16 protein-coding genes and 2 tRNA genes are annotated in these 22,136 nt (G+C 39.7%); 2 read left to right on the forward strand and 16 right to left on the reverse strand.

All coding sequences use genetic code 11. The features are described 5' to 3' along the window. Window positions 1–15 precede the first annotated feature (15 nt). The 15 genes from JO40_RS00715 to JO40_RS00785 all read right to left on the reverse strand — a co-directional run bounded on the left by JO40_RS00715 (window position 16) and on the right by JO40_RS00785 (window position 17,654). The gene (locus tag JO40_RS00715; RefSeq protein ID WP_044977392.1) at window positions 16–1,074 is read right to left on the reverse strand and encodes a phospho-N-acetylmuramoyl-pentapeptide-transferase; all 1,059 of its coding nucleotides are present in this window, start codon (window positions 1,072–1,074) and stop codon (window positions 16–18) included. Between the two features lie 315 nt (window positions 1,075–1,389). Continuing rightward, complete coding sequence (gene rpoC, locus JO40_RS00720) at window positions 1,390–5,664, reverse strand: DNA-directed RNA polymerase subunit beta' (protein WP_044977394.1); 4,275 nt, start codon at window positions 5,662–5,664, stop codon at window positions 1,390–1,392. A gap of 21 nt (window positions 5,665–5,685) precedes the next feature. Next, complete coding sequence (rpoB, locus tag JO40_RS00725) at window positions 5,686–9,189, reverse strand: DNA-directed RNA polymerase subunit beta (protein WP_044977396.1); 3,504 nt, start codon at window positions 9,187–9,189, stop codon at window positions 5,686–5,688. A gap of 147 nt (window positions 9,190–9,336) precedes the next feature. After that, window positions 9,337–9,726: a 50S ribosomal protein L7/L12 gene (rplL, locus tag JO40_RS00730; protein WP_044977397.1), complete on the reverse strand. Its 390-nt coding sequence runs from the start codon at window positions 9,724–9,726 to the stop codon at window positions 9,337–9,339. A gap of 122 nt (window positions 9,727–9,848) precedes the next feature. Further along, the gene (rplJ, locus tag JO40_RS00735; protein ID WP_044977398.1) at window positions 9,849–10,427 is read right to left on the reverse strand and encodes a 50S ribosomal protein L10; all 579 of its coding nucleotides are present in this window, start codon (window positions 10,425–10,427) and stop codon (window positions 9,849–9,851) included. 1 nt (window position 10,428) lies between these two features. Next, window positions 10,429–11,109: a 50S ribosomal protein L1 gene (gene rplA / locus JO40_RS00740; RefSeq protein ID WP_044977400.1), complete on the reverse strand. Its 681-nt coding sequence runs from the start codon at window positions 11,107–11,109 to the stop codon at window positions 10,429–10,431. A gap of 1 nt (window position 11,110) precedes the next feature. After that, entirely contained in the window at window positions 11,111–11,542 is a 432-nt protein-coding gene (gene rplK, locus JO40_RS00745) for a 50S ribosomal protein L11 (protein ID WP_044977401.1), read from the reverse strand. Window positions 11,543–11,632: 90 nt separating this feature from the next. After that, entirely contained in the window at window positions 11,633–12,190 is a 558-nt protein-coding gene (gene nusG, locus JO40_RS00750; protein WP_044977403.1) for a transcription termination/antitermination protein NusG, read from the reverse strand. A gap of 3 nt (window positions 12,191–12,193) precedes the next feature. Continuing rightward, a complete protein-coding gene (secE, locus tag JO40_RS00755) occupies window positions 12,194–12,373 on the reverse strand; it encodes a preprotein translocase subunit SecE (protein WP_044979646.1) in 180 nt (59 codons plus the stop codon). A gap of 24 nt (window positions 12,374–12,397) precedes the next feature. Next, window positions 12,398–12,470: transfer RNA gene (locus tag JO40_RS00760), tRNA-Trp, on the reverse strand. Window positions 12,471–12,516: 46 nt separating this feature from the next. Then, complete coding sequence (gene rpmG / locus JO40_RS00765) at window positions 12,517–12,687, reverse strand: 50S ribosomal protein L33 (RefSeq protein WP_044977405.1); 171 nt, start codon at window positions 12,685–12,687, stop codon at window positions 12,517–12,519. A gap of 41 nt (window positions 12,688–12,728) precedes the next feature. Next, window positions 12,729–12,801: transfer RNA gene (locus JO40_RS00770), tRNA-Thr, on the reverse strand. Window positions 12,802–12,955: 154 nt separating this feature from the next. Beyond that, window positions 12,956–14,365: a TolC family protein gene (locus tag JO40_RS00775; RefSeq protein WP_044977407.1), complete on the reverse strand. Its 1,410-nt coding sequence runs from the start codon at window positions 14,363–14,365 to the stop codon at window positions 12,956–12,958. Beyond that, window positions 14,362–15,501, reverse strand: coding sequence for an HlyD family secretion protein (locus JO40_RS00780; protein WP_044977409.1), 1,140 nt, complete (start codon window positions 15,499–15,501; stop codon window positions 14,362–14,364). Before JO40_RS00780 ends, JO40_RS00775 begins: the two co-directional genes overlap by 4 nt. Next, window positions 15,498–17,654, reverse strand: a complete 2,157-nt coding sequence (locus JO40_RS00785) for a peptidase domain-containing ABC transporter (protein WP_044977411.1) — start codon at window positions 17,652–17,654, stop codon at window positions 15,498–15,500. Before JO40_RS00785 ends, JO40_RS00780 begins: the two co-directional genes overlap by 4 nt. Before the next feature lie 291 nt (window positions 17,655–17,945). Here JO40_RS00785 and JO40_RS00790 point away from each other — a divergent pair, with 291 nt between their 5' ends. Both JO40_RS00790 and JO40_RS00795 read left to right on the forward strand, forming a co-directional pair. After that, window positions 17,946–18,995, forward strand: coding sequence for a hypothetical protein (locus tag JO40_RS00790; RefSeq protein ID WP_044977413.1), 1,050 nt, complete (start codon window positions 17,946–17,948; stop codon window positions 18,993–18,995). Then, complete coding sequence (locus JO40_RS00795; protein WP_044977414.1) at window positions 18,995–19,696, forward strand: hypothetical protein; 702 nt, start codon at window positions 18,995–18,997, stop codon at window positions 19,694–19,696. The genes JO40_RS00790 and JO40_RS00795 overlap by 1 nt, the downstream gene beginning before the upstream one ends. Before the next feature lie 72 nt (window positions 19,697–19,768). On the opposite strand, the gene JO40_RS00800 is transcribed toward JO40_RS00795, so the two are convergent. Next, window positions 19,769–22,129, reverse strand: a complete 2,361-nt coding sequence (locus tag JO40_RS00800; protein WP_044977415.1) for a polysaccharide deacetylase family protein — start codon at window positions 22,127–22,129, stop codon at window positions 19,769–19,771. Window positions 22,130–22,136 lie beyond the last annotated feature (7 nt).

Below are 22,136 nucleotides of genomic sequence, written 5' to 3' on the forward strand. Positions count from 1 at the left end.
TTAAAAATTATAAGCCTATCGAATTTTAAATAGAATTCCTAAGATAACAATCGTAATAAGAATTTGGACAATCACAAAGCGGATTAAAACCTGAGTCGGCGACCATTGCAAGTTTTTTTTCATGTGGTCATGAAGAGGAAATCTGATGTTTTTAAAAATACGGATTTTAAAAAAGCGTAACATAACTACTTTTAAAATACCTGTTCCTCCGTTTATGAGGATAACACCGCTCGTCATCAAAAGTATAAAGGGATTCCGCGAAATAATTACGAGAACGCCGATAAAAAAGCCCAAAGCACGCGAACCTGCGTCTCCCATAAGTACCTTACTCGGATAGGCATTATGCCAAAGATAACCTGTAAGAACTCCGCAAAGGGTAAAAATCATAACTGCCCATTTTGCACCCGTATTAATATTGGGAACCAAAAGATAGGCCGCAACTTTTACATGTCCCAAAACAAAGTAAAAAACTATGCCGAGGGAAACAAGGGCTAAGAGGATAAGGGTTCCCGAAAGGCCGTCAACTCCGTCCGTACAGTTTGTTGTATTAATCGAAATCCATAAAATAATTATAGAAACGGCAAAGAACACAATAGGATGAACTTCAATAAGGCTCGATGTAAAGGGAAGCCAAAAAGAAACCTTTCCTTCAAAATAGATATAAAAAATAACAAGAGCTGTTACGGCCGATAAAATAAAATCCAAGCCGCCCTTTAAATATTCACCCCAAGATTTTTCGGATCTGTCATCTAAAAAGCCAGTCAGCATAACGGCAAATGTTATAACCAAAACAAGGCTTTGCGTAAGGGTCGGTGTAATCAATAAAAAGACACATAGCACAAAGATGGAAATAAATACCGCTCCGCCTCCCGTAGGTTTTCCCACGGCAGCTTCGGGGTTTACAGTAAATTCCCGCCCCCTGTCTTTAGGCAATTTAGAATAAAATTTAGGCAAGAGTAAAACAGTGATTAAAAAGCCCAAAAATAGGCCTAAAGAAATTAAAACGGCATAGGATTGTAAAAGTCTCATCGGCCCGAAATATGGACCGAGCAGTTCTGCAATATGGTATAACATTTTTTTATTATAGCAAATTTTTATGTAGTCTGTCTATTGTATTGTTTATGTAAACTTCGAAAAACTGAAGTTTTTCGAAGTTTACCTCAAACTTACTTACGATATTTTTATAGCACAGAAACAAAGCCCATACTACTCCCCAACTCAACCAAAGAGTAAACCAAAATTTTTGTAAAAAGCAGGGGGTCCAAAGGGCGGCAAGCCCTTTGGCAGCGCGGGTACAACCAGCGTAGCTTCGAGGTCAAGAGGGACGGGGTCATAGGGAAAGGGAGGTAACCCCTGCTCTGAACGGGGGTTCCTCCCTTTCCCTAGATTTTAGATATCGTCCAAGAAGCTTTCTTCTTCAATAAGTTCTTTTTCTTCAAGAGCTTGAGCAGCCTCGGCTTCAAGCCTTCGGCGTTCAAGGATTTCGTTCATCTGAACATCCAAGTCGCTCTTGTTTTTATCAAAAAGTTTTATGTCGCGGTACTGCTTCATACCGGTTCCGGCAGGAATTAGATGGCCTATAATTACGTTTTCCTTTAGACCGCGAAGCTCGTCCGATGAACCTGCAATAGCGGCATTTGTAAGAACCTTTGTAGTCTCTTGGAAAGAGGCCGCCGAAATAAAGGAGTCGATATTTAAGGCAGCTTTTGTAATTCCTTGGAACATAGGACGGGCAACGGCAGGCTGACCGCCTTCTTCCTTAACCCTCTTATTTTCTTCGTGGAAGCGGTATTTATCTATCTGCTGGTCAAAGATAAACTTGGTATCTCCAACCGAAACAATCTTTACCTTTCGGAGCATCTGGCGTACGATTATACCCACATGTTTATCATTTATGGTAACACCCTGAGCATCATAGACTTCTTTGATTTCCTTCATCAAGTAGTTTTGAAGAGCGTTCTCACCAAGGATATTTAAAATATCGTGCGGATCAAAGCTGCCGTCACACAAGGGCTCACCGGCTTTTACCGTATCTCCGTCACGGACAAGCATTCTCTTTCCGATAGGAACCAAGTGTTTTACGTCATGGCCGTATTCGTCCCGAACCATAATAGTTCTCTTACCCTTGAGTAAGCCTTTCTTAATGGTAACAACACCTGCAATAGCTGCAAGAACGGCAGGGGACTTAGGCTTTCGCGCTTCAAGAAGTTCCGAAACTCGAGGAAGACCTCCGGTAATATCCTTTGTCTTTACCGACTCTTTTGCTATCTTTGCAAGGATTGCACCTGCCTTAATTTCTTGACCTTCTTCAACCAAAAGCTGAGCACCTCCGGGGAGGAAGTAAGAGTCTTCACCTACGGGGTTACCCGATTCATCCGAAATAAAGATACGGGGCTGCATCTTATCAAAGTGAGCATCGCTTATTCGTTTTTCGACAACACCAGTTTCCTCGTCAGCTTCTTCTTTTAGGGTCGTTCCGGGCAAAATATCCTCAAATCGAACAAAACCGTCATATTCCGCCAAAATAGGATCTGCAAAGGGGTCGAAGGTACCGATTGTTTCTCCGGCCTTTATAACCTCATTTTCTTTTACTATAACCTCGGAACCGTTTCTTATCTCTATTGTCTGATCCTGACCGGTCAAATAGATAATATTATCCCTGACTTCGGCAATGGCTATATTTTCTGAAAGCACTTCTTTTCCGTTTTTTAAGGTATAAAGAGGATTGCCCTTTACTACCCTCGTTCCCGTACTTACAAGAGGTGTTTCACCTTTTTTAAGAGCATATTCGTTTAATACCCTGCTGAAGGTAAATTCTCCCTTTCTTGTAAACAGGAAGTGTCCGTTTTTGAGTGTTACATAAGAGCCCTTTATGCCTCTAACGATGATAGAATAATCGTTAAATACGATCCTGTTCTCTTCAACGTTTTTAGAAGCCGTACCGCCTTCATGGAAAGTACGCATCGTAAGCTGTGTACCGGGCTGGCCGATGGACTGGGCTGCGATAATACCTACAGCCTCCCCTATTCGGACAATTCTGTTTCGGGCAAGATCCCGTCCGTAACACTTAACACAAACACCGTGCTTTGATTCGCAGGTTAAAACGGTGCGGAGCTTAACGGTTTCAACACCGGCTTCTTCTATCTTCTTAGCTGTTTCATCGGTAATATATTCGTTTACATCTATGAGAAGCTCTCCCGTAATGGGGTGAATAACCCTTTCCAGAGTGTATTTTCCGGCAATACGCTCGCTCAAGGACTCACGGATTTCGTCTCCTCGTTTAATTGCGGCATATTCTATACCGTTAATGGTACCGCAGTCTTCTTCGTTTACAACTACGTTTTGGGCAATATCGACGAGACGGCGGGTCAGGTAACCGGCATCCGATGTTTTAAGAGCCGTGTCGGTCAAACCTTTTCGGGCACCGTTAGTCGAAATAAAGAATTCCATAACGTTTAAGCCTTCTTTAAAGTTCGATCTAATCGGGAGTTCTATGATGTCTCCCGTAGGTTTGGACATAAGACCGCGCATTCCTGCAAGCTGATTTATCTGATCCTTAGAACCTCTCGCTCCAGAAGTTTCCATCATATGAATCGTGTTAAATCCACCCTTGTCTTCTTGCAGACGGTTCATAAGAATTTCTTTAAGATTGGAGTTAGTCTTTTGCCAAACGTCAACAACGCGGTTATAGCGTTCTTCTTGGGTTATATGACCGCCCTTATACTGGTTATATATTTCCAAAACCTCTTTATTGGCCTTTTCGAGCATTCCTGCCTTTTCAGGAGGAATAATCATATCTTCCATACTCAAAGTTGCCCCGAAATATGTAGCATACTTATAACCGACAGCCTTTAGCTTGTCCAAAAGCTGAACAGCCAGCCACGGGCCCTTAGCTTTAAAAACACCTTCTATTAGTTTTCGTATTTTTTTATCGTTTAATGCATCATTTGTAAATGGAACACCTTCGGGCATTTCTTCGTTAAATAGGATTCTTCCCGGCGTTGTCCTTACGGTTTCAATCTTACCGGGCTCCGTTTCATAATCTATTAAAACAGGTTCCTGCCAGCCGACGGCATGACATTCTGCGGCCATCAAAACTTCTGCAACGGAAGAATAGCGGCGCTCTTTTTTACCCTCAGGCAAAGCTCTTTCTTTTGTAAGATAGTAAAGGCCTAAAACCATGTCCTGCGTCGGGAAGACTATTGTTTTTCCGTTTGCAGGGTCAAGCAGGTTTCGGGCTGAAAGCATCAGTGTCCAGCACTCCATTTGGGCAGCCTGAGTCAGCGGAACGTGGATAGCCATTTGGTCGCCGTCAAAGTCGGCGTTAAAAGCCTTACATACTAGAGGGTGAAGACGGATAGCTTTTCCTTCTACCAAAACAGGCTCAAAGGCCTGAATACCCAAGCGGTGGAGAGTCGGAGCACGGTTTAAAAGAACCGGATGTTCGCTTACAACCTCATCAAGGACAGCGAAAACTTCGGCAGCTTCCTGCTCAACAAGAAGTTTAGCCTTTTTAATATTGGAAACGACTTCCTTTTGAACAAGTTTTTTCATTATAAAGGGTTTGAATAGCTCCAAGGCCATCTTTGTGGGCAAACCGCACTGCCAAAGTTTGAGCTCGGGGCCTACAACGATAACTGATCGGCCTGAATAATCAACACGTTTACCTAAAAGGTTTTGGCGGAACCTTCCCTGTTTTCCCTTTAAAAGGTCTGAAATCGATTTTAAGGGTCTATTTGAAGCTCCCTTAATAGCCTTTTTACGCTTTGAGTTATCAAATAAAGCATCAACCGCTTCTTGGAGCATTCTCTTTTCGTTCCTGATAATAATATCGGGAGCCTTTAATTCCATGAGTTTACTCAAACGGCTGTTTCGGTGGATAACTCTTCTGTATAAATCATTAAGGTCGGAGGTTGCAAAGCGGCCTCCGTCAAGCTGAACCATGGGGCGTAAATCCGGAGGAATAACCGGAATAACATCAAGAATCATCCATTCGGGTTTGTTGCCCGATGCTCTAAAATTTTCGACTATTTCGATTCTGCGTAAAAGGCGTTGATCGCTTTTTGCACCTTTTTCAATCATTTTAGCACGGAGCTGGGCTGCAAGTTCATCTAAATTTATGTTTTGAAGAAGGGTTTTAATAGCCCCTGCTCCCATACCTGCAGTAAAGGCGGCTCCATAGCGCTCGTGAGCATCCCTGTACTCATCCTCAGTTAAAAGCTGCATGGGTTCTAAGTCTGTATCGTTTGCATCTATAACAATGTATTTTTCGTAGTACAAAACAGATCTTAGGGCTGCAACCTGCAAGTTAAGCAAAAGTCCCATTCGGCTCGGTACCGAGCGGTAATACCAAATATGAGAAACGGGAGCTGCAAGTTCTATGTGCCCCATACGTTCACGACGGACTTTAAAATGAGTAACCTCAACACCGCAGCGGTCGCAGATAACGCCCTTATAACGGATTGATTTAAATTTTCCGCAAAAACATTCCCATTCCTTTGTAGTTCCGAATATTCTTTCGCAAAACAAGCCGTCCCTCTCAGGGCGCAAGGTTCGGTAATTGATTGTTTCAGGCTTTTTTACTTCCCCGTAGGACCAAGCCCTTATAGTATCGGGTGAAGCAAGTTTTATCATCAAGCTGTCAAAATCTTGTATATCTCTCATAATCTTTCCCTCTCCTTTCCGTTAAAAGTTAGTACTCGTTTTTTCGCGTTTAATTAGCTCTTCATCCCTTTCGGTTAAAGGAATTTGCTGACCCTTTGCGTCATAGATTGTAAAGTCGAGAGCTAAGCCTCTTAATTCCTGAACCAATACGTTAAAGGATTCGGGGATACCGGCAGAGCTTGAAGGCTCGCCCTTAACGATGGATTCATATATTTTAGACCGTCCGTGCATATCGTCGGACTTGATTGTGATAAGCTCCTGTAATGTGTTGGCAGCACCATAGGCTTCAAGTGCCCAAACTTCCATTTCTCCCAAGCGCTGGCCGCCGAACTGGGCCTTACCGCCCAAGGGCTGCTGAGTAACAAGAGAATAGGGGCCTGTTGACCGTGCATGCATCTTGTCGTCTACCAAGTGAGCCAGCTTTAAAAAGTAGATAACACCGACAAAGACATCGTTTTCAAAGAGGCGGCCGGTTAAACCGTCTCTGAGTTTTACCTTAGAATTTGTAGGATAACCTGCGGCCTTGAGCTTTGCTTCAATCTGCTCCATGCTGGGAGACTCAAAAACGGGAGATTCGTACCACTCATTCAATTTTAATCCTGCAAGGCCTAGCTCCGATTCCAAAATCTGTCCGACATTCATTCGGGATGGAACGCCGAGCGGGTTTAGACAAATATCGAGCGGTGTTCCGTCTTCCATGTAGGGCATATCTTCTTCGGGGAGAATTCTGGCTACAAGCCCCTTGTTTCCGTGGCGGCCTGCCATCTTATCTCCCTCTCGGAGCTTCCTCTTTGTGGCGATTAAAACTTTTACAACCTCATCTACACCGGGACTCAAGTCATCTCCCTGATCCCTCTTTAAGCGCTGAACATCGATAACCGTGCCCTCAGTTCCGTGGGGAACACGCAGGGAGGTATCCCGCACTTCCTTAGCCTTTTCACCGAAGATAGAATTAAGGAGCTTAAACTCAGGGGTTGTATCGCTTTCGCTCTTGGGGGTAACCTTTCCTACAAGGATGTCTCCGGGCTTTACCTTAGAGCCGATCCGTATAATACCTTCACTGTCGAGGTCATCCAAGCTCTTTTCGGACTTATTCGGAATATCACAGGTCATCTTTTCGGCACCCAGCTTTGTTTCCCGAACATCGGTTGAAAGCTCTTTTATATGAATAGAAGTGAACATATCTTCTTTTACAACTCTGCGTGAAATTAAAATAGCATCCTCATAGTTGTAACCGTTCCAAGGAACAAAGCCTACAAGGATGTTTCGGCCTAGGGCCAACTCTCCGTTATAGGTTGCAGGCCCGTCAGCTATGGGCTGTCCTTCTTTTACGGCATCTCCCACATTTACGATGGGGCGCTGATGATAGCATGTTTCTTGGTTAGTCCTTTGATATTTTAAGAGAGTGTATTCGTCCTTATCTTCTTTATTTTTTCCCTTTTCGGGGGAGATAATAATCTGATCGGAAGAAACGAACTCAACCTTCCCCGCCCTCTTTGCCTTAATCAAAACGCCCGAATCATAGGCGCACTTTTTTTCCATACCGGTTCCGACACGGGGCGGCTCAGGGAAAACAAGAGGAACGGCCTGGCGCTGCATGTTAGAACCCATGAGGGCACGGTTAGCATCGTCATGCTCAAGGAAGGGAATTAGAGAAGCCGAAACGGATATAATCTGTTTCGGAGAAACATCCATGTACTGAATATCTTTCGGGCTTCTTGAAGTATAGTCTCCAAGTCTTCGGCATGAAACCTGATCCGTATTGATTTTTCCATCCTTTCCTATAGCGGAAGAAACCTGACCTATAAAGTACTTGTCTTCATCCATTGCAGACAAGTATTCGATTTCTCGTGTAGCAACCCCGTTTACAACCTTTACATAGGGGGCTTCCAAAAAACCGTATTCGTTTACACGGGCATAGTTTGCCATAGAAACTATGAGTCCTATATTCGGGCCTTCAGGGGTCTCGATCGGGCACATTCTTCCGTAGTGGGTATAGTGAACTTCACGGACCTCAAAGCCCGCCCTGTCTCGTGAAAGACCGCCGGGGCCTAAAGCGTTAAGACGGCGCTTATGAGTAAGCTCGGCCAAGGGGTTTACCTGATCCATGAACTGGGACAATTGGCTTGCCCCGAAAAATTCTTTGATAGCTGCAACAATGGGCTTAATGGAAATTAAGTCCTGAGGTTTGATGGTATCCATCTCCTTGGAGCTCATCCTGTCGCGGGCAATACGTTCCATTCTGGAGAAGGCTTTTTTTAGAACATCGGTCATAATTTCGCCGACTGACCTAATTCTCCTGTTACCCAGATGGTCAATATCGTCAACACTTTCTTCTCCTATGTAGACCTTGATCAAAAGCTTCATCGTTTTAAAGATGTCTTCTTCAATTAAGGTTGTGCCTTGCACATCATCGGGATAGTCGAATTTTTTGTTTAATTTATATCGGCCGACCTTACCTATATCGTATCGGCGGGCCGTAAAGAACATATTGTGCAGGTCTTCTTTTGCATTTTCGTATGTAATAGGATCTCCCGGACGTATAACGCTGTAGACTGCGTTTAAGGCATCTTCAACTGTCGGCTCATCGTTTACGGCAGGGTCGGGAGTATACTTAATTTCCTCTCTTTCAAAGCAGTTGATGATGATCTGAGAATCCAAAGAATCCTTTGCCTTAAAGTCGATTATCGTTATCTTTTTAACTCCGCTTTGAATTAAATCGTCTATGTTATGGGGATGGATCTTTTCACCGGCTTGATGCATTTTCCGTTTTTCGCCATCCTCACCTTTCACAAAAACATCACGGGCTAAAACTTGACCGATCAGTTCTTCATATTCCGACCTGTCGGCAGATATTTTTGCCGTCTTAGTCTTATAGAAAAGGTCGATAATTTTTTCTCTTGTATCATATCCGAGAGCGCGTAAAAATATCGTACCTAAAATTCGCTTTTTACTGTCTAGCTTTGCATAAATAAGCTCTTTTTTCTGATCTATTTCAAATTCAAGCCATGTTCCGCGGTAGGGAATAATGCGGCTTGAGTAAACGCCTTTTTCATGCGAAAAGATTACACCCGGCGAACGGTGAATCTGAGAAACTACAACCCGTTCCGCTCCGTTGATAATAAAGGTTCCTCTTTCAGTCATTAACGGAATATCGCCCATATATATGTTTTTGCGGCGTATTTCTTTAGTTTCTTTAAAAAATAAATCTATTTCGGCTTTTAAGGGAACAGAATATGTTAAACCCTTTTGTTTACATTCAATTTCTGAAAATTTAATACTGTCATAATCGAGAGAATAGGAAAGATATTGCAAAGCCATGTCTTCATTTATACTTTCTATAGGAAAAGTTGTATTAAAAACCGATTCTAAACCCTCAATATCGGCCTCATCCGTCTTTTTTTCTTTGTTTAAAAATTTATTGTAAGATTGAATCTGAATATCTATAAGGTTAGGAAGTTCCATAAAATTCGGAACATCCTTACCATAATATCTTCGATCTATCTTTTGGCCTCTTGCAAACATTCCTTACCCCCAATTTTATATTTAATCACAAAAAGACTTCCTGAAAATTCATACAGGAAGTCTTAGAGAAAATTTATTGTTTATGATGTTATGCTTCTTTTAAAAAGAAGCATAACAATGTCCGGCTTAAAACCGGTATTTTGCTTATTAAGCAATTTCAACTTCACCGCCGGCGGCTGTAATAGCTTCCTTAATCTTGGCTGCTTCTTCTTTAGAAACATCTTCTTTAAGAACTTTCGGAGCTCCTTCAACAAGCTCTTTAGCTTCCTTCAAGCCGAGGCCGGGAATAACGTTTCGAACTTCCTTGATAACACCGATTTTTTTACCGGGATCAGCGAGGCCTTTAAGAGTAACGGTAAATTCCGTCTTCTCTTCTTCAGCGGTTCCGCCTCCTGCAGCTCCGCCTGCAACTACTGCAACGGGAGCAGCGGCTGTTACGCCGAATTTTTCTTCCATAGCTTTGATAAGCTCGGAAAGTTCGAGAATCGTTTTTTCGCCGATTGCTTCAATAATTTGTTCATTTGTTAATGCTGCCATATTATCTTCTCCTTAAATTTAAAATTTTGTGCTTTTAAGCACCTTAAGCAGACAGGGGGCAAGCCTTTGAAGCCTGACTGCTTAAAAATCTTTTCGGAAAACTCCTAAAAGATTCCTTAGTTTTAAGCCTCTGAAGCAGAAGCTTCAGCTTTTGCTTCTGCGGGAGCACCGGCTTGAGCATCACCCTGAGGACCGCCATCGAGGCCGCCCTTATCCACAATCGCCTGTAAGGTACGTACAAACTTGGAAGTTGTAGCATTGACTGTAGACATAAACATTGCAATAAGGTCTTTTTTGCCGGGAAGTTTTGAAAACGCCTCAATTTGTTTGGCATCATAAATTTCACCGTCAACTACCGCACCCTTAATTACAAGAGCCGGAGTATCTTTTGCATATTCAAACAAGGTTTTTGCAGCAAGGTTTGCATCTTCTGAAATCATTGCCAAGGCTGTAGGCCCTGTTAACCAAGAATCTACATCCTTAATATCGGCATCTTCAAAAGCAATGCGTGCAAAATTATTACGTACAACCTTGTATGTGCAAGCATTTTCCCTAAGCTTTTTGCGGAGCTCGGTAATCTGCTCAACCTTTAAGCCTCTGTACTCGGTAAAAATAAAAGCGGAGGAGGCTTTTACATCTTTTTTGATGTTTTCAATCGCTTCGATTTTTTGGCTATTCGGATTTTTTGTTCTTAATGCCATTTTACTCTCCTACCTTATAATCAACCCAAACGCCGGGGCCCATTGTCGAACTTATCGATACGGATCTGATATAGTCGCCTTTTGCATCGGCAGGCTTTTTTCTCATCGTTTCGTTTATAAGAGCCTGTACGTTTTCTACAATTTTGGAAGAATCCATAGAGACTTTTCCTACAGGGAGGTGCACAACCCCGCCCTTGTCGGCACGGAATTCCACACGGCCTTTCTTAAGCTCATTTATAGCGCTTGCAATATCCGTGGTAACCGTTCCTGTTTTGGGGTTAGGCATTAAACCTCTACGGCCGAGAACCATACCCAAACGTCCTACATCCTTCATCATGTCAGGGGTAGCAACGGCAATGTCAAAATCAAGCCAGCCTCCCTTTACCTTTTCAATGTATTCCGTAGAACCTGCATAGGCAGCTCCTGCATCAAGAGCTTCTTTTACTCTGTCATCGGTACAAAAAACCAAAACTTTCTTTTCACCCCTAAACTGATGGGGTAGAACAAGGGTATCTCTAACACTCTGTCCCTTACCAAGGGTCAAACTTACATGAACTTCGACTGTTTCATCGAATTTGGCGTATTTAAGCTCTTTGACAATATCAACAGCCTTGGGAAGCTCATAGGAAGCCGCAGAATCATACTTTGTAATTGCATTTTTGTAATTTTTTCCGTGTCTCATACTAACGCTCCACCTCTACACCCATACTTCGTGCAGTTCCTGCAATGATTTTTTTTGCAGCTTCAATGTCGTTTGCATTGATATCGGGCATCTTTGTTTTTGCGATTTCTTCCAATGCGGCCTTCGAAAGTTTTCCAACTTTTGCAGTAACCGATGCAGCAGAACCTTTTTCAATCTTACAGGCTTTTTTGATTAAAACCGATGCGGGCGGTGTTTTGAGGATAAAAGAAAAACTCTTATCGGCATATACCGTAATAACAACGGGGATAACCAAACCGGGCTCCATGGACTTTGTACGGTCATTGAACTGCTGTACAAACTGAGGCGCACTTACACCGTGCGGACCTAAAGCCGGGCCTACAGGCGGCGCAGGAGTTGCTTTTCCTGCGGGACACTGAAGTTTAATCTGTGTCACAACCTTTTTCTTTGCCATCTTCTCTCCTTCCGGTACAAACGGAGATATCTCTCCTCCCGTAATATACAATTAAAGTGCAGGTAAAGGATACCGCACCTTATTTAAAACTTAAATGATTTCAGCTTGAGACATTTCAACTTCAACCGGTGTAGTACGGCCGAAAATTGCAACCATAACTCTTAACTTATTTTTATCTGCCATAACCTCATCAATAACGCCTGTAAATGAAGCAAAAGCGCCTTCAATGATTTTGACATGCTGTCCTTCACTGAAATTCTGAATAACCCTGATATTTTTATCACCCTTAATTTCACCGGTTTTTTGTAAAATTTCCTTTGCTTCTTCGGAAGAAATAGGCTGAGGTTTTTCATTACCTGCCGTACCCAAAAATCCGGTTACACCCTGAATTTTGCGGATTTCGGAACAAATGTTTTTCCAGCCAAGATCGGGAAGATTCATCTCAACAAGCATATAGCCGGGGAGAAATTTACGCTTAACATTGCGCTTTTTTCCGCTCTTATTTTCTATTACAAGTTCTTCAGGTATTTTTATGTCCGTAACAAAATCTGCAGAAATAATGCCTTTTTCTATAAGAGTACGTATCGTTTTTTCAATTTTATTCTCATAGCCGGAATAGGTATGAAGAATATACCAAGCCTTAGCCATTACTTAAAAAATCCAACCTATGCAAGCTACAAAGAGAGCATCAAGCCCGCCGAGAAAAACAGCTACGATTAAGGTAGAAATCAAAACCACCTTTACCGAAGACCCTACTTCAGAAGCCGTAGGCCAGACAACTTTTCTAAGCTCCCCTATACATTCTTTCCAAAAAGTTCCAATTTTAGCCATAAAAACCTCGTTTTTTTTAAAATACAGGCCAGGAAGGACTCGAACCCTCAACATTCGGTTTTGGAGACCGACGCTCTACCATTGGAGCTACTGACCTAATTGAACCTAGACCCTGCATCCTAAACAGACACGGGTCTATTCGGTTATTTTATCTTTGTTTCCTTATGCAATGTATGCTTTCGATCAAAAGAACAATACTTCATCAGCTCAAGCTTACCTTGAATGTTTTTTCTGTTCTTAGATGTAGTATAATTCTTTCTTTTACATTCGCTGCATTGAAGAGCTATGAGCTCTACAGCCGTTTTTTTAGCCATTACTTTACCCTCCGCAAAATTCTAGGTCATCGTTTCCGAAAAGCTCCCGAGCAGAATTGAACTGCTGACCCCAACCTTACCATGGTTGTGCTCTGCCGACTGAGCTACAGGAGCAAAATGCCCACAAAATAGGTTCGTGCATTCTATCAAATCAGGCCTTTTTTGTCAATACATTGATATGGAATTTTAAGCTAAATTAAACTAAAATCAGGCATTTCAATAAAAAATGCCTGATTTTAAAAAATAAATCTAAAAAAGTATAAAACCTCTAAAAATTATAAACCTGCAAAACCTTTAAAACATACGATAGTCTTTCCGAATAATAATTTATTTCCGTTTCCTTTAAAAGATTTTTTGCAGCATCTAATTCATGAAAATCGGTTTTACCCTGTTTATAAAGCTCCTCAGCAAGAGTAAAGTATTTTTTTTGAATTTCAAGGGCTGATTTTGCCGTTTCTATCATAAAAAGAGCTTCCTTAATATCTTTTAATCCCGCTTTTTTTTCTTCTTCAATTTTACGCTTTAAAGAATTTTCATCTAAAGAGTTAATTTCTTTTAAAATTTTAAAATTTTTATTCAGTCTAAAATCATCATGCAGAGGAGATAAGTTTATCTTTAAATTCATAGAGACTGACCATTTAATTGAGGGATTATCCTTCCAATAGCCCATAAAGGCTGTCGAAAAAGACGGATAATGATCTTTTGAAGGAAGTACATCTGCACTAAAAGAAATAAACAAGTTGGGAATTCGGCTTTGAAAATTGCTAACCGATTCCATCCATAAAGTTTGATGTTTTAAAAGACTAACCTCGTCCCCGGCAGAGGCTTCTTTTTGAAGAAAAAAGGTAAAATTTTCAAAAAAAGACAGCCAATTGTCGATGTCTTCAGTTAAGTCATAAAAACGCAAGCCCATAGCTTCTATCTCATCAATAAGAGCATTGTAATTTTGTTGCGTTTGAAAAAGTAAAATTTCCGTTTGCCTCATTTTTTTATCCGCTTCGGAAAAGTCCAAAATAGAAAGCTTTCCTTGCGAAACCAAAACTTCATTTTTTTCGGTTTCTTCAATATTCCAATTTTGAACATGTTTTAATAGCTCAACCTTTTTCTTTAAAATTTTTTCTAAGCCGATGGCTGAAAGAGTTTTTAATATCAGCTTTTTTTTATCCAAATCTCTTTCAAGCGTGTAAAGTTTTTTCTTTTTTTGATAAAGTCCGAATTCTTGTTTTACAAAATCAGGCAGAACAGAAGGAGCCATAAACCATAAAGGCATATTTAAACCTGCTATAGAGTTATACTTATACGAATACTCCGGTGTACTATCAAGAAAAACCATGCAAGATTGTTTTCCTATGACATTAAGGTTCATACCGAGCGGAAGTCGTTGGTTAATTCCAAAAGACGAAACAAGATCTAAAGACTTATAAGGTTTATCAAACTTTACACCGGAAACCGAAGTATTTAACTCAGTATACGGAGCAGGGAACCAATTTGCAAATTCCGAAAAATTGAGCCTTTTATTCAGATTAAAGTTTAATTCTATTTTTTTGTATTGAGGATTTTTTTCGATTAATGGGTTTACCTTATCAAAAAATTCTTTTATTCCAACTTCACTATCCGCTTCAGCATAAGCCGAAAATAAAATAAAAACAAAAAATATATCTAATAAAAACTTTTTCATTGTACCTCCAGTCTTTTTAATATAAAGGAAAGAATGGAACCTGTTTCGGTTATTATAAAGGCTTCAGTGTCTAAGCCTGTTTTTAAAAAATGGGGCATACCTTTTTTATCAGACAAGCTATTTCCATTTAATTTTACAAATACGGCATACTCGAAATTTTTTGATCCTAAAAGAACATCGGGAAGAATGGTTTCAATCTGCCCCTCCAGACTGCCGAATTCGCTGTAAGGAAAGGCAGGAAATTTTAGACGGACTTTCATGTCTTCCCTTATCAAACCGGCTTGTGAAGAAGGAAGCCTCAGAACAACTCTAAGGTTATCATTAGAGGCAGGAACAATTTTTAGTATTTCTTGACCGCTAAAAATATTGTCTCCGCAATTTAAAGATGAAATTTCTTGAATTTCGCCTGAAATAGTAGCGTATATGTTAAAAAGTTTTAAATTTTCCATGACCTTAAAAAGCGAGATTTTCAGATTTTCTTTTTGAAGTTCCAAGGTTTCTTTTTCGGTGAGAAGAGAATGAAAAAAAGAGGTTTTATATTGTTCCAAATCACTTTTGTTCTTTTCAACGTTTAAACTAAGGATTTCAAGTTTTTTACTTGCCAAGCTAAAGTTGGGAAGAGCTTTTTCTTCTTCAAGCAGCTGGGAATTTGTCTCTAAAGTTTTTTCCAAATTATTTTTGATTGAAAAATAATTTTCCATACGTTTATAAGCTATTGCTCTTTCAGGCTGTACAAGCATTAAATCTTTTTCCGCACTTTCAATACACATCCGTGCATCTTTAATTTTCTTTTCAATTTTAGATATTAAATCTTCAAGATTCCGCCTTTCTTTTTCAGAGACCTTATCGTCTATGCTTAAAAGAATATCTCCTTTTTCTACATATTGTCCCGAAGTAAAATAAATGTTTTTTACGGTTCCTGCTGCAAAACTTTTTACAAAAGAAATGTTTTCTACAGGACGCACCATCCCTGATGTCCTTATGACTTCTTCTTTTTTTCCGAAAATAAGCCAAAAAATACCAAAAACCGCAAGCAGGCAAATAATAGAAATTACAGAGCTGAAAAAACCGGTCTTTTGCTCTTGTAATACCTCTCCGGTATAGCTTAAATCTTCAATATACAATATCTTTTTCATGCTACAATTTCCTCCGCTCCATTTTGTGTTTCCCACAATTTTGAATAAAGGCCATCCTTTTCCAGCAAATCGGCATGAGTCCCCGATTCAAGTATTTTTCCTTTGTCAAATACAAATATCTTGTCACAGTCTTTAATGGAACTTAGCCTATGTGCGATAATTATAGATGTACGCCCTGAAGTAATTTCTTTTAAAGTACCTAGAATTTCATTTTCAGAAATTCCGTCCAGAGCTGATGTCGCTTCATCTAAAATTAGAATTGAAGGGTTATGTAAGAGAATACGCGCAATAGCTATACGCTGCCTCTCGCCACCCGAAAGAGTTGTACCATGTTCTCCTACAAAGGTATTGTATCTATCCGGAAGAGCTTCGATATATGAAGAAGCACCTGAAATATCTGCCGCAGCAATCATCCGCCTATAATCGCAGTTTCCTGAACTCCAATTTATATTTTCAGCTATCGAACCTGAAAACAAAAGTATTTCCTGCGGAACATAACCTATGTGTTTTCGATAAGAATCCGTCTTTAAATCTTTTAAATTTATGTTATCGATAAAAATATCACCTTCTTGAGGAGAATAAAATTTCATTAACAGTTTCGCAAGGGTCGTTTTTCCCGATCCGGAGGCACCTACAAAGGCAACTCTTTCCCCGGGATTGATACTCATATTTATATTGCTCAAATTTGTTAAATGCGGATCATAGTTAAAAGAAAGATTTTTTATATCTATTTTTCCTGAAAAACCTTCCGTTTCAATTTTTCCGTTATCCAAATCCTCTTCCGTTGCTTCATCAAAAATTTCTGCAAGCCTCTCAGCTGCAACATAGGCTTCTTGCAGCTGAGGCTGGAGAGTCAATAATCTTGCAAGAGGATCTAAAAAGTATCCGGAAAGAATAACAAAAGAAATCAACTGACCTAAGGACATTGAGCCGTTTAATATATTCAAACTTCCCATCCAATAAATAGCCAAAGTTCCGCATCCTCCGATAAAATTTTGAATACTGTTTTGATAATTCGAAAACGAGCCTAAATTAATTCCTTTTCGAATAGCATTTACAATTTTAAATTCGGCACGGTCTACAGCCTTGTCTTCGGCCCCTAAAGCCTTGATTGTTGCGATTCCGTTTAAACTTTCTACAATGCAGGAATGTTTTTCTGCCTCGGCAGCAGCTCTTTTTCTAATTTTTGTTTGATAAGGTTTTGCATAAAACCATACAAGAATCGAGCTGATTATAACGGGAATAATAGCTGCAACCAGTAGATTGGAGCCCAATGAAATTAAAAATACGGATCCGAAAATCAGCATAAGAGAATCTAAGACTACGGTTAATGCCGTAGCAGAAATTACCTGCCTTATGGTTCCCGTATCGTTCATCCTGGCAATAATTTCACCTGTCTTTTTTTGAGTAAAAAAACGCATCGGCAGATGAAGCACATGTTCAAAATATCGGTGCACCAAGACCATATCTATTTTAAAACTCATATGCATCAAGAGTTGATTCCGGGCAAGAGCTAAAAGAGTCCTAAACATAACCACTCCTAAAAAACCTATCGAAAAACTTGTGAGAGAGTCGTTTAGACTTGAGCTTAGAACCTCATCAATTAAAAACCTAAAATAAAAGGCGCTTATGATACCAAGAAAAGACAATATAACGCTTGCCGCAAAAATTTCAACACATATTTTTTTATGAGATTTTAAAATACTCAAAAACCTAAACAAGCCCTTTGATGAATCTTTTCCGGAAAAATTATGGCCGGGTAAAACTATAAAAAATACGCCCGTCCACATATTTTTAAAAGTTTCTATGTCTATTTTTTTAGAGCCGCCCGAAGGATCAATTAAATGAACATACTTTGAATCCCATCGATAAACAGTGCAATAAAAATTCTCATTTTCTTTTACTATGTGGGCAATACAGGGCAGAGGAATGTTTTTAGGAAGTTCTTTTGACTCGGAAACAGCTCCGCGGCACGAAAAACCTAGGGTTTCGGCGGCATGAATTATGCCCCATCCCGACAAACGGTTTTTGTTGTGCCGTAAGATTTCCCGTATATTTTCTACTGCTATTGGCTTACCATAATGTCTGCATATATTGGCAATACATACAGCTCCGCAATCATCTTGATTTGTTTGTAAAATAATATTTTTCATATATACCTCTCTATATTTTTTATAGTTTTTTTTTGCAACAAATAGCAAAATTTTAAAAAATAAATACAAAAAAAATTAGAGCTTGAAAAAAATAAAAAAAGAGTATCATTATTTTATATATTGGGAGGTGCAATAAACAGTTCGGCACAAATGGTGCCTCTCTGTTTATCTGCCGAGTTTGCCTTTCCGGCAAACATCGCATTATTGTATGCAGTTTGTAAACAAACTGCTTGAAAAAACTTTTTTCAAAAATTTGATAATTTTTTCAAAAACTTTTTATGGGAGGTATCAATGAAAAAAAATTGTAAAATGATCATTATTCTGTCCGCCCTTGTGTTAATTTTGTTTTCCGCCTGTGCATCAAAACAAAAAACACAAGACGCTGAGCCGAAGCCGAAAATTGAAGAGCCGGAAGTTGTCGAAATAAAACCCGAAACTCCGAAACAGGAAACCGTTAAACCTGAAGACCCTCTTCTTGCAAAAATTAAGCTTTTTCAAGGAAAAAACGGAAAAGTAAATCAGGCGAGAAAAAAAGCCATGGATTTGAAAGCAGACAAAGCATATCCCGATTTCTTTAAAACTGCGGAAGATGTTAAACAAACGGCCGACACAGATGCTCAAGCAGGAAACTTAAAAGAAGCTATAGCTAAATACGAAGAAGCTATAATCAGATATGAAACCCTTCGCAATCTTACAGAAGCGGCTAATTTACGAGCCGAGATAGAAACTAACGGTTTTGCCGCATATAACCCTACAGACTATGTCGATGCCGAAAGATATTCGATCAACACATCAGATCATTATCCTTTAGACTATAAAATGGCAAAAGAATCTTCGGAAGATGCCTTACAACTCTATAAAAAAGTAGTAAATAAGGGTTATTTTGAATTTACCAAAACGTCAAAAGACACCGCAAAAGAGTATAAAGATGACTGTGATTCAATCAAAGTAGCAAGAAGCAGAAAAGAAGAATACAACAAGGCTGTAAGAACCTATAACCGTGGAAAATCGGCCGCCGACAGATCAAACTATAAGGAAGCCTACCAGTCGTATAATGAAGCTGCAAAAATCTTTGCAAAACTATACGAAGAAGTAGCTTTAAAACGAGCAGAAGCGGAAAAAGCAATGGCAGAAGCTGCAAAGCGGCAACAAGAAAGCTCGGATTTGGCCTTAGAAGCCGATCAGGAAGCTCCATTGACCGAAACCGGAGAAGGATTTACCGAAGGAGAGCTTGATTTACAAAACCTTTCTACACCTCAGACCGGAGCACCTGTTGAAAACATAAACACACATGGAGATGAGCCTGAAAACAGCCAAACTAGCGAAGGAGGAAACCAATAATGAAAAAGCTTATTACAATCTTAATATTTTTGATGGTTTTAATACCTCTTTTTGCCGTATCCTATGATGACAACGAATATCAAAGAAAAAGCAGGGCTTATACGGAACTTGCAGCAAAGGCCTATGATGAAGGAGATTACGAAGCCTCAATAGAATACTCAAAACTTGCAGAAAGCTATGCACAGCAATCGGCAGACTTTATCCAAAGAATGTTGGCTAAAACCGAAGCCGAACAAGAAATGAACAAGGCCCGCACAAGATTCACTTGGGCAAAAGCGAACGGAGCCGAAGAAAAATATCCTGATGCTTATAAAACAGCGGAAGAAGCCTTAAATGCAGGGGGCATAGCCTTCGATAACGAAAACTACGATGTAGCAGTCGTATGTGCCCAAAGAGTAATAGATGCTCTTTCGGTAGTTAAGGGAAAAGACAACACAGGCCTTGCAGAACTCCCTTCTCAATATAGGGTAAGAACTTGGAGAGGAGAAAAGGACTGTTTGTGGAACATTGCAGCCAAAAAGGAAATATATGGAAACCCCTTTATGTGGCGCAAACTATATGAGGCTAATAAGGATAAGCTCCCCGACCCCAAAAATCCAAACTGGGTAGAACCCGGTATAATTTTAACGATTCCGTCAATTAAGGGAGAAAAAAGATCCGGCCTTTACGATCCTTCAACAACCTATAAAAATTTTAAATAAGAAATTAAAAAAGCCTCCAAATTTTAAAATGTTCTGGAGGCTTTCCTACAAGAGATTTTATCGACAACTTTATTAAGAACCCAGTACTGTTCTTACATCGGTAATCTCATATCCCATCTCAGTTAAAACATCAATTAAAAGCTGCAAACTATAGTAAAGATAATCGCCTCTACTTGAAAGAGCTTTACCTATGCGTATGGGAATTATGGAGCCAGGCTGAACCGAATCAGCTATATCCTCAATCAGCTCCGCAGAAGACTTATAAAGGGACGGTACGGTCAATTTTTCATCGGCACTAAGCCAATCGGCCACACGCACATCCGGTGAAATAAAAACATAGCCTGCACTTTTTCCTGCATTTACAATGAGAGAAGAAGAAATATAATGAGGGGTATGCCAAATAAGAGAAAGCTCGGAACCTGTGAGAGAATAAAAATTATCTTCATTTCGGGCAAGTCCCTGCTTTATAAAATTATCATCTATTCTATAACCCGTATCGTTTAAATTCCATGTGGTAAAAAAGAGCGAACCGCACTGGTGTCCGCTTTTTACAATCTCTTTTACGGCATTGGGGTTTTGCCTCATGGCTTCTCCGTTTATAAAAAAAGTTGAATTTATATTATTCTTTTTTAAGGTATAAAGAATACTCGCAATTCCGTCCATATCGTCCATGGCATCAAATACCAAGGCAACACGTTTTTTTCCGTTCCGGCTTCCATGCGAAAAAACGGAAGAAGAATTGAGACTCTCAAACGAAGATTTTTTTTGAGCCGTATCCCGATCCCGTAAAAAGCCTCCGTCTTCCAACAATGGGCGCGTTATAAAATCTTTAAGGCGGCGGATATAAATCATATTTGAAAAATAGCCCGAATTTGAATCTATATAAATTCTATCTGAAAGATTTGTGTTTTTCTTTTGCATAATTTTTTTTGGAGAAAGTGTCCATGTTAAATTTGAAATGTATTGCAAAATTTCTACACTATCGGAGGCCGAAAGCTCACTATCGGGCTCATCATTAGGGCTGCTTTTTAAACTTATTAAAATTTCCTTGCCTGAATCCGACCAGCTATAATCCTGCATAGCCGAAACGGAAATTTTTTTCTTACTTATGTCCGAAAAGCTATCCTTAAAACTATACTCGTAAATATAATTTTCACCGCCTAAAAAAACGGTAAAGTTATTTTTCCAAACAGCCGAAAAGATTTTTTCATCGGAAAAAACATTTATCTTTTTCCATGAAGAGCCTCCGTTTTCTTCCGTATGTGAAGTATCATAAAAAACTATGCCCTCATCTTCCTTAAAAGCGGCAACTTCAAAATTAGGAGAGGCTGCTAAAAACGAGCTTTTTTCTAAAATGGGAATCCTTTCAAAACTTGAAGAAGAAGGAGGAATTTGCCATGCCCTTAAAATTTTTGCTCCGCCTTCAAGGCCTTCGGCAAAAACAATCGGAGAATTATCTTTCCAATGAACATAGACTTCAGCAGTATTCCCCGGAAGCAATAAATAAGGAATAGAGTCTGAGGAGTAAACATTTATATAATCGTCCCCATCCAGTTTAATATGGTAAACATTTCTTTTGTCTTTAACAAAAACGGCGGTCTTACCGTCAGGTGCTATAAAAATGGAATCAAAGGTCTGAGAAAAATCCGAAGGTATTTTTGCCGCAAGTTTTCCTGTCGAAAATAATGGAGCGTAAAAAGCCTTTGTAAAAAGCTCTATAGAGGAAGCCTTATAAAGGGCATTCCCCGATAAAAAAACAAATTCCGAGGAAGAAATCCATTTTAAATTTTTTATTTTGCCTTGAGAAAGTTTTCTAAAATTCTTATCGGGAAAAGAAGCTGCAGAAAACCATTCAGGCCGTGCAAAATAGATTATCGAATCGTCTTCATACAAAATAATTTTTGAATCAGGCGACCAGGATACGGGAAGATCATTTCGGACGGTTTTGTTACTCAATATATATCTTCGGCCCGTATGGGTGTCAACCAGTACGAGCCGACCGAAAACAAGGGATTCAGGCTCTACCAATGTAAGCCATCTTCCGTCAGGGCTTGATTTTATATTGTTAAAAGCTCCTATCTTTGACGAATTGGATGCTGAAAGAGGTTCAAAATCCGAATTAAAATCAACAGCCCCGGAATTAAGATCAAGCCTTATAATACCGAAGCGGTTTGAAACTTGTAAAAATTTATTGTTCCCTAAAAGCTGCAACTTTTCGGGAAAAAATGTAAGCTGTTCTATTTTATTTTTTTCATGTGAATACTTAAAAAGAGTTTTATATGAATAGTCGTCACAAGCATTCGTTTTGATCTCGAATAAAATATCTCCTTCATTATTTATATCGGCAGATTCAAAAGAAAGCTCGGGATGAAGACTTAATAAGCTAAAAAAAACAAAGCAAACCGATAAGATAAATTTTGATTTTTCTTTCATAAAAAAC

This window comes from Treponema putidum (genome assembly GCF_000755145.1).
Classification (GTDB): Bacteria; Spirochaetota; Spirochaetia; order Treponematales; family Treponemataceae; genus Treponema_B; species Treponema_B putidum.

Coding starts and splice junctions, on each gene's coding strand:
- JO40_RS00715 (WP_044977392.1), bottom strand. CDS start 1,074: ATGTTATACCATATTGCAGAACTGCTCGGTCCATATTTCGGGCCGATG.
- rpoC (WP_044977394.1), bottom strand. CDS start 5,664: ATGAGAGATATACAAGATTTTGACAGCTTGATGATAAAACTTGCTTCA.
- rpoB (WP_044977396.1), bottom strand. CDS start 9,189: ATGTTTGCAAGAGGCCAAAAGATAGATCGAAGATATTATGGTAAGGAT.
- rplL (WP_044977397.1), bottom strand. CDS start 9,726: ATGGCAGCATTAACAAATGAACAAATTATTGAAGCAATCGGCGAAAAA.
- rplJ (WP_044977398.1), bottom strand. CDS start 10,427: ATGGCATTAAGAACAAAAAATCCGAATAGCCAAAAAATCGAAGCGATT.
- rplA (WP_044977400.1), bottom strand. CDS start 11,109: ATGAGACACGGAAAAAATTACAAAAATGCAATTACAAAGTATGATTCT.
- rplK (WP_044977401.1), bottom strand. CDS start 11,542: ATGGCAAAGAAAAAGGTTGTGACACAGATTAAACTTCAGTGTCCCGCA.
- nusG (WP_044977403.1), bottom strand. CDS start 12,190: ATGGCTAAGGCTTGGTATATTCTTCATACCTATTCCGGCTATGAGAAT.
- secE (WP_044979646.1), bottom strand. CDS start 12,373: ATGGCTAAAATTGGAACTTTTTGGAAAGAATGTATAGGGGAGCTTAGA.
- rpmG (WP_044977405.1), bottom strand. CDS start 12,687: ATGGCTAAAAAAACGGCTGTAGAGCTCATAGCTCTTCAATGCAGCGAA.
- JO40_RS00775 (WP_044977407.1), bottom strand. CDS start 14,365: ATGAAAAAGTTTTTATTAGATATATTTTTTGTTTTTATTTTATTTTCG.
- JO40_RS00780 (WP_044977409.1), bottom strand. CDS start 15,501: ATGAAAAAGATATTGTATATTGAAGATTTAAGCTATACCGGAGAGGTA.
- JO40_RS00785 (WP_044977411.1), bottom strand. CDS start 17,654: ATGAAAAATATTATTTTACAAACAAATCAAGATGATTGCGGAGCTGTA.
- JO40_RS00790 (WP_044977413.1), top strand. CDS start 17,946: ATGAAAAAAAATTGTAAAATGATCATTATTCTGTCCGCCCTTGTGTTA.
- JO40_RS00795 (WP_044977414.1), top strand. CDS start 18,995: ATGAAAAAGCTTATTACAATCTTAATATTTTTGATGGTTTTAATACCT.
- JO40_RS00800 (WP_044977415.1), bottom strand. CDS start 22,129: ATGAAAGAAAAATCAAAATTTATCTTATCGGTTTGCTTTGTTTTTTTT.